Source organism: Bacillus sp. FSL W7-1354 (assembly GCF_038002405.1).
Lineage (GTDB): Bacteria > Bacillota > Bacilli > Bacillales > Bacillaceae > Bacillus > Bacillus paralicheniformis.
This window is the reverse complement of the sequence record NZ_JBBOCL010000001.1, coordinates 1,016,800-1,029,320: the sequence shown is the minus strand read 5'-3', so window position 1 is coordinate 1,029,320 and position 12,521 is coordinate 1,016,800. Positions and strand designations below refer to the sequence as shown.

Genomic DNA, 12,521 nt, shown 5'->3' with positions numbered 1-12,521 from the left:
TTGGACTTTAAATGCTTACAACAGTGAAAGGAATATGTAAGATAAATCAATGGTTTCGTTTGGAGGTTTTATATATGATGGGTTCGAGGTGATAAAAGATGAAATGGTTTTTAGGGATTTTAACGGTAGGACTGATGATTTTGGCCGGGGGCTATTTTTTATATTCCGGATATTATTCAACGGAAGCTTATTACGTCAAAATTACAACAGATCCAAAAGTCGTTAAAGAAAAAACAAGTGATGGATACACATATATAAATTATAACTATGATGTTACGGGTTATGATAAAAATGGAAAACCCAAAAACCTAAAACTCTCTTCTCAGGAAAAAATGCAGAAAGGTCAGTATTATATTATTCATTGGGAAGACAGAAGGGAAATCATATCCAGCAAAGAAAAAGCAAGCGAGAAGCAAATAGATCAGGACATCATGCACAAATTAAACAATCAAAGTCAATGAGACGCTTACTCTGCTCCCTAAAACTTCTTGTTTTAGGGAGATTTTTATGAAAAATAAAATGACTGCGGCCTTATCAAGGCATGAAAAACACTAAGGTACGACATCATTGAAACTAAAGATATCGTTCCGACTTTTTATCCTTCAATGTTTGCTCATCAGGATGAAACAAGCAAGGACGATGCTTGCTTGTTTCAAGGGTGTCCGGGTTTCTCTAAAACACCGGATTATTCGAGCCTGAAACGCTTGATATGGCTTGAGAGCTTTTCTTGTTTTAAAATCTCGATCTGCTTCTCTCCCAATAAATCAAAGTGAGGAAATTTGCTTCTTTTATGGATCCACTCTTTTTTCAGTCCGTACTGTTTGCCCCACTCTGCAAGCTTATCAATGTTACCGCATCCGGCTTTTGTCACGGTATTGACATCCGGATACTTGTCATCGAGCCAGTAATGCGTAAGGAACGCAACTTCGCCGTTTAAAACGGCGCGCTTCCATTCGTTCAGCTCGTTTCTTTTAATACCGAAAGCCATTACTTTTTGGCCTCTTCATAAGCTTCATGCCACTTTGGATAAAGCTTACGGAACTGGACCGGTTTGAAGCTGTCCCCGTCAACGCAAATATGGGACGATGTGGCCTTCACAGCGGTTTCGCCAGCGGAATTGAAGATTTCATACCCATATACCGTCTTAAAGCCGTTATATTCTTCAATCCATGTATGTACCGTCGCGGTTTCACCGTAGCGAAGAGGTTTGACGTAGCGGACATTGATATCCACGACAGGCGACAGGATGCCGTCTTTCTCCATTTCGGCGTAAGAGAAGCCGAGTTCTTTAATTAAAGCCGTCCGTCCAACCTCCATCCAAATCAAATAATTGGCGTGATAGACGACGCCCATTTGGTCTGTTTCGGCATAGCGGACTTCTATTTCTTTTTTTGAGACGTACAAATTCCTCTACTCCCTTTTCACAATATATATAATCCAATCTTAGCATATAGAATGGGCAAAAACACGACAGACGGCTTCATGCAAAAAAACCAGGTCGCCCTGGTTTATTGATGATATCCGTTTTCGCGGTCTTCCGCCTCGTCATGGATTTCATTGCGCATCGCCTCAATGCTCTCATTTCGGCGTTGATTTTTTTCGCGGATCTGCTCCTGTTCCGCCTGGTTGGCAAAAGACAGCTGCTCCTCAGACTCCTCGATATTTTCGATTGTGTTCTGCACCATGTCTTGAAGCTTCTCCACGTTGTCTGATCTGTCATCCGGATGATGTTTTTGGTGTGTCATGCGGGTCTCTGCCTCCTTTTCTTCTTTACTCGCCCTTTGTCTGCATAATGATCGGCGTTTCTCCTGATTTATCATGCATCTTTTTTCCTTTGTTGCGCTTATATTCTACCGGTTTTGTCCCAAGATGGCTCGGGGCAAATTTAGACTGTTTGTCATGTTCCCTCGGCATGTCTATCCCTCCTTTTCAGCATTAGGATTCTCAAAAAGGAGCGTAAACATGAATCGATTTTTAAAAAGTCACTTCAGCTTAAATTTCTCTTCAAGCTTATCTTCCAGCCGATCAAGAAACTCCTGGTTGGTCATGAGCTCCTTTTTGTTTTCCAAGACAAGTTCTTCAAATGTCCGCCTTTTCGTTTTTTTCATGTTGAATCACCTCCAGCTTGTTTTCATTTTCACCATTTTTTGGGCGATATAAGCAAAAAAGCCGGGATTTTTTATAATCCCAGCTTTTCTTCCATATTCTTTTTCGACATCGTCCCAAGGACGATATCCTGAATCTTTCCGTTTTCATCAATAATAAATGTTGTCGGATACGAAAAAATCTCGTATTTCGCATTGATGCCCGTTCGATCTAAGACGATAGGGAAATGTAAACCGTGTCTTTCGGCAAACGTTTTGACCGACTCTTCGTTTTTCTCGGAAGAGGTAAAGTTGACGGCCAAAACGGCAATGTCCTGATTTTCGTTTTGGAGTTCTTCCATTGCAGGCATTTCTATTTCACACGGTTTACACCAGGTGGCCCAAAAATTCAACAGCACTTTTTTTCCTTTAAAGTCTGATAAAGATACTTCGTTTCCATCCTTTAAAGACGGAAGCGTAAAATCAGGCGCCTTGTCTCCTTTCGCAATGCCGATTTCGGCTTCCTTTTGCCCTGTGAAGTTCCATACCGCAAGACCGGCCAAAACGAAAAGAAACGCGGCAGCCAGCAATTTTTTCATCATCGGCATCCTCCAATTCAGGATCACGCTGAAAAAAGAAGAGAAAGCTAAAGGCTTTCTCTCCTCATTCAATTACTGTTTCATTTTATTGCGGAGCACCATTTGCAGGATTCCGCCGTGACGGTAATAATCGATTTCTACTTCGCTGTCAAAGCGTACAACAGCTTCAAACGACTTGACTGTGCCGTCTTCGGCAATCGCTTTGACTTGAACGAGATCGCGCGGGCGAACCGTCTCACTCACGTCAACTTCAATCGTTTCTTTCCCGGTCAAACCGAGCGTTTCAGCGTTTTCTCCCTCTTTAAATTGAAGCGGAAGAACGCCCATCAGCACAAGGTTGCTTCTGTGAATTCTTTCAAAGCTTTCTGCAATGACGGTTTTGATGCCGAGCAGATTTGTTCCTTTTGCCGCCCAGTCGCGGGAAGAACCCATTCCGTAGTCTTTTCCGGCAATGACGACCAGACCTGTGCCGTCTTCTTTATACTTCATGCAGGCATCGTAGATGGACATTACTTCTCCGGTCGGCCAATACGTTGTATAACCGCCTTCTGTACCCGGAGCGATCTGGTTTTTGATTCTGATGTTGGCGAATGTTCCCCTCATCATGACTTCATGGTTTCCGCGTCTTGAACCATATGAGTTGAAGTCTCTAGGAGAAACGCCTTTTTCCTGCAGATATTTTCCGGCTGGCGTGTCTTTGCCGATCGCTCCCGCAGGAGAAATATGGTCTGTCGTGACAGAATCTCCGAATTTGCCGACAATGCGCAAGCCTTTAAGCGGTTCAACCGTACCAGGCTCAACTGACATGTTTTCAAAGAACGGCGGGTTTTGAATGTAAGTGGATTCTTCATCCCATTTATACAGGGCTTCATCCGTTGTTTCAATCGCATTCCAGCGTTCATTGTCATCAAACACGCGCTCATATTCTTTTCTGAACAACTCAGGAGTAACGGTTTGCTTCACGACGGAGTTGATTTCGTCCATCGTCGGCCAAATATCGTTGAAGTATACGTTTTGACCGTCTTTTCCGACGCCGATCGGTTCGTTTTTCAGGTCAATATCTACCGTGCCCGCCAATGCATAGGCTACGACAAGCGGCGGAGACGCCAGGTAGTTTCCTTTGACAAGCGGATGAATCCGGCCTTCAAAGTTACGGTTTCCGGAAAGGACAGACGTAATCAGCAGGTCATTTTCGGCAACCGCTTTTTCGATTTCAGGCGCAAGCGGTCCGGAGTTCCCGATACATGTCGTACAGCCGTATCCGACGATGTTAAATCCAAGCTCGCGCATATATGGAAGCAGGCCTGAATTGACTAAGTAGCCTGTTACGACTTTTGAACCCGGAGCCAGGGATGTTTTCACATAGTTCGGTACTTTCAATCCCAGTTCAACCGCTTTTTTAGCGACAAGGCCCGCACCGATTAAGACATAAGGGTTTGATGTATTTGTGCAGCTGGTGATCGCCGCAATCGCAATCGCACCCGTTTTCATGACGGCTTCTTCGCCGTTTTCAAGCTTAAATTTGATTTCTTTGTCAGCCTCACTCGCGTTTAAACCGAATCCCTGGTTCCCTGCAGGGCTTGCCAAATGTTTGTGGAATGTCTCTTTCATGTCAGTCAGCGGAATGAGATCCTGAGGACGCTTCGGACCTGAAAGATTCGCTTCAACTTTTGACAAGTCAATTTCAACGATATCGGTAAATACGGGATCTTCCTGATCAGGCGTGTAGAACAATCCGTTTTGACGGCAATATTCTTTCACCACATTGATATGTTCTTCATCACGGCCTGTTAAACGCATGTATTCCAATGCTTCCTCATCAACAGGGAAGAAACCGCAAGTCGCGCCGTATTCAGGAGCCATATTTGCGATTGTCGCACGGTCTGCAAGCGGAAGTTCTGCAACACCCGGTCCGAAGAATTCGACGAACTTTCCGACCACGCCTTTTTCACGCAGCACCTGTGTTACTTTAAGCGCCAAGTCCGTCGCCGTCGTGCCGTTCGGCAGCTTTCCGACAAGCTTCGCTCCGATTACTTCAGGTACAGGGAAATATGAAGGCTGGCCGAGCATGCCCGCTTCAGCTTCAATTCCGCCGACGCCCCAGCCGAGAACGCCGATTCCGTTGATCATCGTTGTATGGGAGTCAGTACCGACAAGCGTGTCAGGATAAGCGACAATCTCGCCGTCTTCTTCCACAGCATGGACAACGTTTGCCAAATACTCAAGGTTCACCTGGTGAACAATACCTGTAGCAGGGGGAACAGCCTGATAGTTATTAAACGCTTTCTTAGCCCAGCTTAAAAATTTGTAACGCTCTGCATTTCGTTGGAATTCAAGGTCCATATTAATTGTCAATGCATCTTCCGTACCCGCTTTGTCAACTTGTACGGAGTGGTCGATGACAAGGTCTACCGGTATTTCAGGATTGATTTTATCCGGATCTCCGCCGACTGAAGCCATCGCTTTTCTTAATGAAGCAAGGTCTACAACGGCTGGAACGCCGGTAAAGTCCTGCAAAATAACGCGGGATGGTTTGAAAGGAACGTCAATATCCTTTAATTCGGCAGTGCCCCATTTTGCCAAGTTTTCAACGTGTTCCTTTGTAATGACTCTCCCGTCTACTTGACGAAGAACGGATTCGAGCAAAACTTTAATGGAATAAGGCAGTTTTGATACGTTTCCGATTCCTTGATCCTCTAATGCTTTTAAAGAATAATAGCTGTACGTTTTGCCTTGTACTGTAAACGTTTTTCTTGATTGAAAAGCGTCTTTTTTTGCGACTTGTTGCTGATTCGCCATTTCTCCAAAATCCCCCTTTAAAGATCAAGATCATACGCCAGAAAAATCGGCATATTTCACCACAATTTTCTCACAATTTAATCTTAAAACAATTTTAAACATAAGTAAATATCAATGTTTTTATTAAATTCAATAAGAATGCCTTATATAAGGAAAAAAGTTTATTTTACTGGAAATACATTTTTTTATACAATACACCCGCTAAGGCTATACTACAGTCTGAGGTGATCGAAATTGGCCAAACGAAAAGCAAATCATGTCATCAATGGAATGAACAATGCTAAACGCCAAGGAAACGGCGCGGGATATATTGAAGATGACCAGCATATTCTCACTGAGGCGGAACGCCAAAACAACAAAAAACGGAAGACCAATCAATAAATCCTAAAAATCCTTCATGAATGGCTTAGGAGGTTAAGACATTGACAAATAAAAACGACGGCAAAGATATGCGCAAAAACGCACCGAAAGGAGCTCAGCCTGGGCAGCCAGAGCCTTTGAGCGGAAGCAAAAAAGTTAAAAACCGGAACCATACGAGACAAAAACATAATTCCAGTCACGATATGTAACATTTTCCGCGTCTTTCACGGCGCGGTTTTTTACTTTACCTCTCTGGCGATGCAACCCCCTTCGAATCGCCTCCTTCACATGAATTCACAGCTGTGCATAATCTAACGGTAAGGCTAGGTATGGAGGAATGATCAAATGACAAATACAAAACGTTTCGATTCCGCAGATTTTGATAAAGAATGGATGAAACAGTTTGTTGACGACCCTTTTCTCCTCTATGATGAGACTTTTCCGATCGACCTTTATGAAACGAGCACTGAATATATAATCGAAGCAGATTTAAGCCGCTTGAATGCCCGGCACCTTGACATGACGTTTTCCGGCTACGATTTCAAGCTTGCGGTTAAAACCGATGAACAGCATTACGAAAAATCGCTGATGCTTCCTTTCTTTTTGAATGACAAACAGATCGAAGCGGAATGCGAGAACAGCATTCTTGCAGTTAAAATCAATAAGGAAGCAAGCCAAGATGAAGTTTCGCTTTCATTTCATATTCCTTTTATATCATACATGCACAACAAGCAGAACCCGGACAGCGCGTAAAACACTTTGCCATCCGGGTTTTTTCCGTTCGTTCGTCAAATATCCGCTAGCAATTCTCTATGGCCGATTAGGGAATTGCTATACAATAGATTATGTTCTAGCACCTCTTTTGATCAGGCCGGTGTCCCATTTTATATTATTTTTTCTATGTTCTTCTAAAACGCCTTCATGTAAAATAGGTTATAGACAAAGGAGTGATGAGAGATGCTGGAAGGATGGTTTTTATGGCTGATGCTCGCTTGGATCGTCATCATGATCGTCCTCTTGTCAATCGGCGGTTTTTTCATGTTTCGCAAATTTTTAAAAAGGCTGCCTAAAGAAGATGGGAAATCTGAGCTGGACTGGCAGGATTATTATATTGAACAGACAAGGCATTTGTGGAATGAAGAAGAAAAAGAACTGCTTGAAGAATTAGTTTCTCCCGTACCCGAACTGTTTCGCGATGTAGCAAAAGCGAAAATCGCCGGAAAGATCGGAGAACTCGCATTAAAGGAAAAAGCAGGCGCAATCGACCGGGATTTAATCGTCAGAGGCTATATTATGGCCACACCGAAAAAAGACCATAAGTTCCTCGTAAAGCGTTTAAAAGAAAAGAACATTGATCACTCTTCCTATCAAGAGCTTTTTAAATAAACAAAACCTTTCCTGAAAGAAGGAAAGGTTTTGTTTTAATTGACCTGTATGTGATTTGACGCTTCAATCTGGCTTGAAAGCTTTCTGAACGATAAAAACATGGCAATCCGCCAAGGAACGATCATCCCGAAAGCCAGAATCCAAAACATTCCGCTCAGTGCGCCGTAATCGATCGTTGTGCTTAATATGCTCTTCATCGCGATCCGGATGACGAGCAGCGCAATTAAAATAAACACAAACGATTTGGAGCGTTTAATATAGATTTTATCATCGCGGATTTCAAATTTTGAGGTTTTAATTAAGAAAATAGAAAAGATCATGCCCACTGTGAGAGCTTCCAAAAATTCGGCACCGGTCACGTGGAACATCGGAAATAAAAACATGAGAGCACCGGTGCTCATAAAAATCGGAGGCAGTATAATTTTTTTGGCCGTAGCCGGTTTTTCAGATGACTTGATTCTGACAGCCATGACAATGACGGCCATCACGACGGCAAGTATAGATGAAACGACGATCATCATACATATCATCCCTTTTTCTAAAGCTAATTTCTCTACTTGTTACTATACTCCAAAACGAAGAAAAAAACCATGTTCAGGTTTTTCAGGTGCAAGGATTTCCCAGCACGTGGCGAATCGCTTCGACGACTTTCGTCTCCTCGAAAGGCTTGACGATAAAGTCCTTGGCTCCGGCTTCGATCGCTTCAACAACGATTCGCTTTTGCCGCATGGCCGTACACATGATCACTTTCACCTTCGGGTTCAGCTGGATCATGTCCTTTAAAGCTTCAATCCCGTTTTTCACAGGCATTGTAATATCCATGATAACCAAGTCCGGCTGCAGCTCTTGATAAAGCAAAACAGCTTCTTCCCCGTTCCCGGCTTCACCCGCGACTTGCAAGTCTTCTGTTTCAAGTATTTCTCTGATTTTATCTCTCATAAATTTTGCATCATCAACAATTAAAACCCTTGTCATACTCCCCTCCAACATCATTATTCAATTTTGCTGTGAATAAGTCCTATTATAACAAAAAACCAAGGCGGTCCTTAGCCAGGTATCTAAAAGCCTCTGAAATCGCCGAACAGGCCTGACAGTACGATAATGATTTTCGTCATCCAGTCAAAGAACAGCAGGATTCCGACTGCAATCATTGCAATTCCGCCGATCTTCATGATGATGAGCTGATGCTTTCGAAGCCATTTCATCTTTGTCATGAAAAAAGACAGGAGCAGAAACGGCAGGCTGAATCCGAGCGCATAAAGCACCATATAAGGTACGGCCGACATCGGGTTCGTTCCGGCGAGTGTGATGACCGCTGCAAGAATCGGACCGGTGCAGGGCGTCCAGCCGGCGGCAAATGCCATTCCGATTCCGACAGAACCGAGCAGGCCGCCGGGCCTGTTTTTAAAATGGAGGCGCCTTTCTTTCATTAAAAATTCAGGCTTAAAAACCCCCAGTGTGACAAATCCAAAAAAGATGATGAATACCGCGCCAAGCTGCCTGATGAGCTGATGATAATCCTTAAAAAAGGACCCGACAAGCGATGTGCTGTAGCCGAGAGCCACAAAGATCATCGAAAAGCCAATCAGGAAAAAGATCGTATGTATCAGGCTCCTTTTTTGAAACATAAGTCTGTCAGAATGGATTTCACTCATGCTGACACCTGTAATATATGATAAAAAAGCGGGATACAGCGGCAGGCAGCATGGCGAAATAAACGATAGAAACCCTGCACCGAAAGCGAGAATATAGTTGATATCAGCCATCTCTTTCTCCCTTCTATTTTTTGGAATACTATGAAAGAAAATCATTTGATATGACAATTACATTTCAATTTCCTAACATATCACAAAAAAGGATGTTGGTTTCACGAATTTCTTTATATAATCAATTTTGACAATTTACCCTTATCACCTTCAGAATTGAAAAGGAACCTATATATGGATATAATAACATTTAGTAGGCAACAAAAAGATGATTTTTACAGAAGAAAGGATAAATTCCTGTGATGAAAGAAAATCTGCTTCATGAAATTGAGGAAAAAAGAAAAGAGCTGCTAAAAATCGTCATGACAAACGGCATGACTTCACATATCACCATTCAGCACAGCCAGCAGCTGGATATCCTTCTTTTGGAATACCAAAAACTATCTCTCGGACATACACAATAATCATAGATCAAAATAAAAAACCCGGAAGCGGGTTTTTTATTTTATAACCATGTTCCTTCTATGTCATAATCGCATTCGTATTATTTCGTTTGATTTTCCATGGCTTTCATCATTTGATTAATTTTCTTCTGGGATGGTTTCATACCCATCTGCATCATCATCATGCGCAGCATTTGTTCATTAATTGGCGGATTTTTTTTCAAATAGTTCATCATATATTTACGAGCAATAAAAAATCCGAGTGCAACACCTGCGAGCAATGCTAAAACGCCCACTAGGATGACAACCCATAAATCCATTTAATTTCCTCCTTCATGTTGTCTCGTATAAAGTGTACTAAACCAAACGCTATTATACAACATTTACAGTCCAAATTCTTTTTTTTATACAAAATTTCTTTCTTTCACAGGGTTCAGCCAGCCGTAACGTTTCATATTAAAATCCATCGCAAGGAAACACGGACTTACTTTCCGCAAAACCTCAAAGAATACCGTTTCGGCATCGAATGGACCCTTCGCCAAAATCTCAATATGTCGGTCTTTGATAATAAAAGAAGCGCTTCCTTTTGGAACAATCAATCTGTATACATAGTCAACTTGTGTATAGTCTTCCCGGCAGAGGTTCATTTTCATTCTTTTGTGTATATGGGCTGCGGGAATCGGTTTTGTAATGAACTCGATCTGCTTGGCGGCTAATGGAGACTTTTGATCGGGGCTCGTCCAATGATAATCGTAAAACAGCTTGAACATGACAGACTCTCTTCCAAAATAATGGCTGGCAAATTCCTCTTCTATCAAATACGTATAATAATGGCGTTCCATCACTGTCTCATCCCCCTGTATCGAAGAATATATGCTTTCTATTATACAAAAGGGGGTTAGAAATAATTGTCTGATGATGATAAAAGAAGCGACTAATTTTGTCGAAATGAAAAAAAGAGAATGATCCGCAGATCATTCTCTTTCATATGCCCGATTAGCGATTTAACAGTTTTTTCACCCGGTCAACTACATTCGCAGGCGTAAAACCGTATTCTTTCATGATCGTTTCGCCGGGAGCTGAAGCACCGAAATGGTCGATTCCGAGAATGTCCCCGTCAGTGCCGGTATATCTCTCCCATCCGAGCGGTGATCCCATTTCAATTGCGAGACGCTTTGTCACATCAGTTGGAAGAACAGCGTTTTTATATTCGGCCGGCTGCTTGTCGAAACGATCCCAAGACGGAACGCTGACAACGGATACGTCAATGCCTTCTTTTTTCAGCTCGCTTTGTGCTTCAAGCGCAAGGCCAACTTCAGATCCGCTCGCAAGCAAGATCGCTTGCGGTTTTTCGTTTTGGCTTTTCGAAACGACATATCCACCTTTTTCAACGCCTTCATAAGCTGCTTCAGGAGACTGATCGATTGTCGGCAAGTTTTGACGTGTCAACACAAGCGCAGTCGGCTGACTTTTTGATTGAAGCGCCAGTTTCCAGGCTGCTGCTGTTTCATTTCCGTCTGCAGGTCTGATGACGGACAAGTTCGGCATCGCACGAAGTGATGCCAGCTGTTCAATCGGCTCATGAGTCGGTCCGTCTTCTCCGACGGCAATGCTGTCATGTGTAAACACATATGTGACAGGAAGCCCCATTAATGCCGCAAGACGGATCGCAGGTCTCAGATAGTCGGAGAAAACGAAGAACGTTCCGCCGAATACGCGAAGGCCACCGTGGAGAGCCATTCCGTTCAAAGCTGCTCCCATCGCAAATTCACGTACACCGAACCAGATATTTCTGCCGGCGTAATCTCTCGCTGAAAAATCTCCGCCGTTTTTGATTGTCGTTTTGTTGGAGCCGGCCAAGTCAGCGGATCCGCCAAAGAAGAACGGCACTTGTTGTGCGATTCCGTTTAATACTTCCCCTGAGGATGCACGCGAAGCAAGGCTGCTTCCTTTCTCATACGCAGGTACTTTCTGATCCCAACCTTCAGGAAGCTCGCCCTTCATCGCAAGTTCAAGCTCTTCGGCAAGTTCCGGGTGGGCTTTCTTGTATGCGGAGAACAGCTCGTTCCATTCCGCCTCTTTTTTCTTGCCCGCTTCTTTCACTGTTTCGTTAAAGTGTTCGTACACTTCAGAAGGGACATGAAAATCTTCTTCGTATGTCCACTCATACGCTTCCTTCGTTAATTTCGCCTCTTCTGAGCCAAGCGGAGCACCGTGAACGCCGGATGTTCCCGCGCGGTTTGGAGAGCCGAAACCGATCGTTGTTTTCACTTCAATTAATGTCGGCTGCTTTTCATTTTGTTTCGCTTTCTCGACGGCCGCCGTAATCTCGGCAATGTTATTGCCGTCTTCAACATAAAGCACTTCCCAATTCATCGCTTCAAAACGCTGCTTCACATTTTCAGAGAATGAGCGGTTTAATTCACCGTCAAGCGAAATGTCATTTGAATCATAAAGCACGATGAGACGGCCGAGTTTCAAATGTCCCGCAAGCGAAGCCGCTTCCGATGAAATTCCCTCCATCAAGTCTCCGTCACCGCAAATGCTGTATGTATAATGATCAACGACGCGATAGTCGTCACGGTTGTAAGTTTCCGCAAGGTGACGTTCAGCAAGCGCCATTCCGACAGCCATTCCGATTCCTTGGCCAAGCGGGCCTGTCGTCGCATCTACACCCGGAGTATGTCCGAATTCCGGATGTCCAGGCGTTTTGCTTCCCCATTGGCGGAAATTCTTGAGGTCTTCAATTGAAACGTCATATCCGCTTAAGTGAAGCATGCTGTACAGAAGCATTGATCCGTGTCCGGCGGACAGCACAAAACGGTCCCTGTTAAACCAATTCGGATTTTCAGGGCTGACATTCATCATTTTTGTCCAAAGCGCATAAGCCATCGGAGCAGTCCCCATCGGCATGCCGGGGTGACCGGATTTAGCTTTTTCAATCGCGTCTATGGAGAGTGTTCGTATTGTTGCGACAGATTTTAATTCAATCGTTTTCATTATGATCCCCTTCCTGTATGGACTCTACTTTCTTATCATAAATCTACCCATCGGTTTTCACAACCATTTCAGCTCAAAAGCAGTGAAAAATGACGAATCTTTGCCTTCATTTTAAATTGTAGTATATACAAAAAGGGAATACGA

19 protein-coding genes are annotated in these 12,521 nt (G+C 43.5%); 6 read left to right on the top strand and 13 right to left on the bottom strand.

Annotated features, from left to right (window positions below; all coding sequences use genetic code 11):
• Nucleotides 1-98: 98 nt before the first annotated feature.
• Complete coding sequence (locus MKZ04_RS05460) at nt 99-461, top strand: YxeA family protein (RefSeq protein ID WP_341045457.1); 363 nt, start codon at nt 99-101, stop codon at nt 459-461.
• Between the two features lie 224 nt (nt 462-685).
• Here MKZ04_RS05460 and MKZ04_RS05455 read toward each other — a convergent pair whose 3' ends face one another.
• The 7 genes from MKZ04_RS05455 to acnA all read right to left on the bottom strand — a co-directional run bounded on the left by MKZ04_RS05455 (nt 686) and on the right by acnA (nt 5,482).
• The gene (locus MKZ04_RS05455; protein WP_075213277.1) at nt 686-988 is read right to left on the bottom strand and encodes a hypothetical protein; all 303 of its coding nucleotides are present in this window, start codon (nt 986-988) and stop codon (nt 686-688) included.
• Nucleotides 988-1,404 (bottom strand): YbgC/FadM family acyl-CoA thioesterase, encoded by a 417-nt coding sequence (locus MKZ04_RS05450; protein WP_020451607.1) that lies wholly within the window; start codon nt 1,402-1,404, stop codon nt 988-990. Before MKZ04_RS05450 ends, MKZ04_RS05455 begins: the two co-directional genes overlap by 1 nt.
• A 104-nt stretch (nt 1,405-1,508) precedes the next feature.
• Nucleotides 1,509-1,745, bottom strand: a complete 237-nt coding sequence (gene tlp, locus MKZ04_RS05445) for a small acid-soluble spore protein Tlp (protein ID WP_023857589.1) — start codon at nt 1,743-1,745, stop codon at nt 1,509-1,511.
• A gap of 25 nt (nt 1,746-1,770) precedes the next feature.
• On the bottom strand, nt 1,771-1,914 hold the full coding sequence (locus MKZ04_RS05440) for an acid-soluble spore protein N (RefSeq protein ID WP_003182261.1): 144 nt from the start codon (nt 1,912-1,914) through the stop codon (nt 1,771-1,773).
• Nucleotides 1,915-1,982: 68 nt separating this feature from the next.
• On the bottom strand, nt 1,983-2,108 hold the full coding sequence (locus MKZ04_RS05435; RefSeq protein ID WP_023857590.1) for an FbpB family small basic protein: 126 nt from the start codon (nt 2,106-2,108) through the stop codon (nt 1,983-1,985).
• Between the two features lie 71 nt (nt 2,109-2,179).
• On the bottom strand, nt 2,180-2,686 hold the full coding sequence (locus tag MKZ04_RS05430) for a redoxin domain-containing protein (RefSeq protein WP_025809953.1): 507 nt from the start codon (nt 2,684-2,686) through the stop codon (nt 2,180-2,182).
• 69 nt (nt 2,687-2,755) lie between these two features.
• Nucleotides 2,756-5,482 carry an aconitate hydratase AcnA gene (gene acnA, locus MKZ04_RS05425; protein ID WP_023857591.1) on the bottom strand — a complete coding sequence of 909 codons (2,727 nt, stop codon included), beginning with the start codon at nt 5,480-5,482 and terminating at the stop codon, nt 2,756-2,758.
• Between the two features lie 234 nt (nt 5,483-5,716).
• Between acnA and sspO the strand changes: the two genes are divergently transcribed.
• From sspO to MKZ04_RS05405, 4 genes are all read left to right on the top strand, one after another.
• Nucleotides 5,717-5,863 (top strand): small acid-soluble spore protein O, encoded by a 147-nt coding sequence (sspO, locus tag MKZ04_RS05420; protein ID WP_020451603.1) that lies wholly within the window; start codon nt 5,717-5,719, stop codon nt 5,861-5,863.
• 41 nt (nt 5,864-5,904) lie between these two features.
• Nucleotides 5,905-6,051 carry a small acid-soluble spore protein P gene (locus tag MKZ04_RS05415; protein WP_003182250.1) on the top strand — a complete coding sequence of 49 codons (147 nt, stop codon included), beginning with the start codon at nt 5,905-5,907 and terminating at the stop codon, nt 6,049-6,051.
• Nucleotides 6,052-6,187: 136 nt separating this feature from the next.
• Complete coding sequence (locus tag MKZ04_RS05410) at nt 6,188-6,595, top strand: Hsp20/alpha crystallin family protein (protein ID WP_020451602.1); 408 nt, start codon at nt 6,188-6,190, stop codon at nt 6,593-6,595.
• A gap of 204 nt (nt 6,596-6,799) precedes the next feature.
• A complete protein-coding gene (locus MKZ04_RS05405) occupies nt 6,800-7,228 on the top strand; it encodes a DUF2621 family protein (RefSeq protein WP_020451601.1) in 429 nt (142 codons plus the stop codon).
• Between the two features lie 35 nt (nt 7,229-7,263).
• Here MKZ04_RS05405 and MKZ04_RS05400 read toward each other — a convergent pair whose 3' ends face one another.
• From MKZ04_RS05400 to MKZ04_RS05390, 3 genes are all read right to left on the bottom strand, one after another.
• Nucleotides 7,264-7,758, bottom strand: a complete 495-nt coding sequence (locus MKZ04_RS05400; RefSeq protein WP_020451600.1) for a CcdC family protein — start codon at nt 7,756-7,758, stop codon at nt 7,264-7,266.
• Between the two features lie 73 nt (nt 7,759-7,831).
• Complete coding sequence (locus MKZ04_RS05395; RefSeq protein ID WP_025809950.1) at nt 7,832-8,203, bottom strand: response regulator; 372 nt, start codon at nt 8,201-8,203, stop codon at nt 7,832-7,834.
• 83 nt (nt 8,204-8,286) lie between these two features.
• Nucleotides 8,287-8,994 (bottom strand): cytochrome c biogenesis protein CcdA, encoded by a 708-nt coding sequence (locus MKZ04_RS05390; RefSeq protein ID WP_020451598.1) that lies wholly within the window; start codon nt 8,992-8,994, stop codon nt 8,287-8,289.
• A gap of 242 nt (nt 8,995-9,236) precedes the next feature.
• Between MKZ04_RS05390 and MKZ04_RS05385 the strand changes: the two genes are divergently transcribed.
• A complete protein-coding gene (locus tag MKZ04_RS05385; protein WP_020451597.1) occupies nt 9,237-9,398 on the top strand; it encodes an aspartyl-phosphate phosphatase Spo0E family protein in 162 nt (53 codons plus the stop codon).
• An 80-nt stretch (nt 9,399-9,478) separates the two neighbouring features.
• On the opposite strand, the gene MKZ04_RS05380 is transcribed toward MKZ04_RS05385, so the two are convergent.
• From MKZ04_RS05380 to tkt, 3 genes are all read right to left on the bottom strand, one after another.
• On the bottom strand, nt 9,479-9,697 hold the full coding sequence (locus MKZ04_RS05380; protein WP_003182236.1) for a YneF family protein: 219 nt from the start codon (nt 9,695-9,697) through the stop codon (nt 9,479-9,481).
• An 84-nt stretch (nt 9,698-9,781) separates the two neighbouring features.
• On the bottom strand, nt 9,782-10,219 hold the full coding sequence (gene sirA / locus MKZ04_RS05375) for a sporulation inhibitor of replication protein SirA (protein ID WP_020451596.1): 438 nt from the start codon (nt 10,217-10,219) through the stop codon (nt 9,782-9,784).
• Nucleotides 10,220-10,373: 154 nt separating this feature from the next.
• Nucleotides 10,374-12,377 (bottom strand): transketolase, encoded by a 2,004-nt coding sequence (gene tkt / locus MKZ04_RS05370; RefSeq protein ID WP_105980976.1) that lies wholly within the window; start codon nt 12,375-12,377, stop codon nt 10,374-10,376.
• Nucleotides 12,378-12,521 lie beyond the last annotated feature (144 nt).

Excerpts from the sequence above, each read along its gene's own strand:
- MKZ04_RS05460 (WP_341045457.1), top strand. The coding sequence starts at position 99 with ATGAAATGGTTTTTAGGGATTTTAACGGTAGGACTGATGATTTTGGCC.
- MKZ04_RS05455 (WP_075213277.1), bottom strand. The coding sequence starts at position 988 with ATGGCTTTCGGTATTAAAAGAAACGAGCTGAACGAATGGAAGCGCGCC.
- tlp (WP_023857589.1), bottom strand. The coding sequence starts at position 1,745 with ATGACACACCAAAAACATCATCCGGATGACAGATCAGACAACGTGGAG.
- MKZ04_RS05440 (WP_003182261.1), bottom strand. The coding sequence starts at position 1,914 with ATGCCGAGGGAACATGACAAACAGTCTAAATTTGCCCCGAGCCATCTT.
- MKZ04_RS05435 (WP_023857590.1), bottom strand. The coding sequence starts at position 2,108 with ATGAAAAAAACGAAAAGGCGGACATTTGAAGAACTTGTCTTGGAAAAC.
- MKZ04_RS05430 (WP_025809953.1), bottom strand. The coding sequence starts at position 2,686 with ATGATGAAAAAATTGCTGGCTGCCGCGTTTCTTTTCGTTTTGGCCGGT.
- acnA (WP_023857591.1), bottom strand. The coding sequence starts at position 5,482 with ATGGCGAATCAGCAACAAGTCGCAAAAAAAGACGCTTTTCAATCAAGA.
- MKZ04_RS05410 (WP_020451602.1), top strand. The coding sequence starts at position 6,188 with ATGACAAATACAAAACGTTTCGATTCCGCAGATTTTGATAAAGAATGG.
- MKZ04_RS05405 (WP_020451601.1), top strand. The coding sequence starts at position 6,800 with ATGCTGGAAGGATGGTTTTTATGGCTGATGCTCGCTTGGATCGTCATC.
- MKZ04_RS05400 (WP_020451600.1), bottom strand. The coding sequence starts at position 7,758 with ATGATATGTATGATGATCGTCGTTTCATCTATACTTGCCGTCGTGATG.
- MKZ04_RS05395 (WP_025809950.1), bottom strand. The coding sequence starts at position 8,203 with ATGACAAGGGTTTTAATTGTTGATGATGCAAAATTTATGAGAGATAAA.
- MKZ04_RS05390 (WP_020451598.1), bottom strand. The coding sequence starts at position 8,994 with ATGGCTGATATCAACTATATTCTCGCTTTCGGTGCAGGGTTTCTATCG.
- MKZ04_RS05385 (WP_020451597.1), top strand. The coding sequence starts at position 9,237 with ATGAAAGAAAATCTGCTTCATGAAATTGAGGAAAAAAGAAAAGAGCTG.
- MKZ04_RS05380 (WP_003182236.1), bottom strand. The coding sequence starts at position 9,697 with ATGGATTTATGGGTTGTCATCCTAGTGGGCGTTTTAGCATTGCTCGCA.
- sirA (WP_020451596.1), bottom strand. The coding sequence starts at position 10,219 with ATGGAACGCCATTATTATACGTATTTGATAGAAGAGGAATTTGCCAGC.
- tkt (WP_105980976.1), bottom strand. The coding sequence starts at position 12,377 with ATGAAAACGATTGAATTAAAATCTGTCGCAACAATACGAACACTCTCC.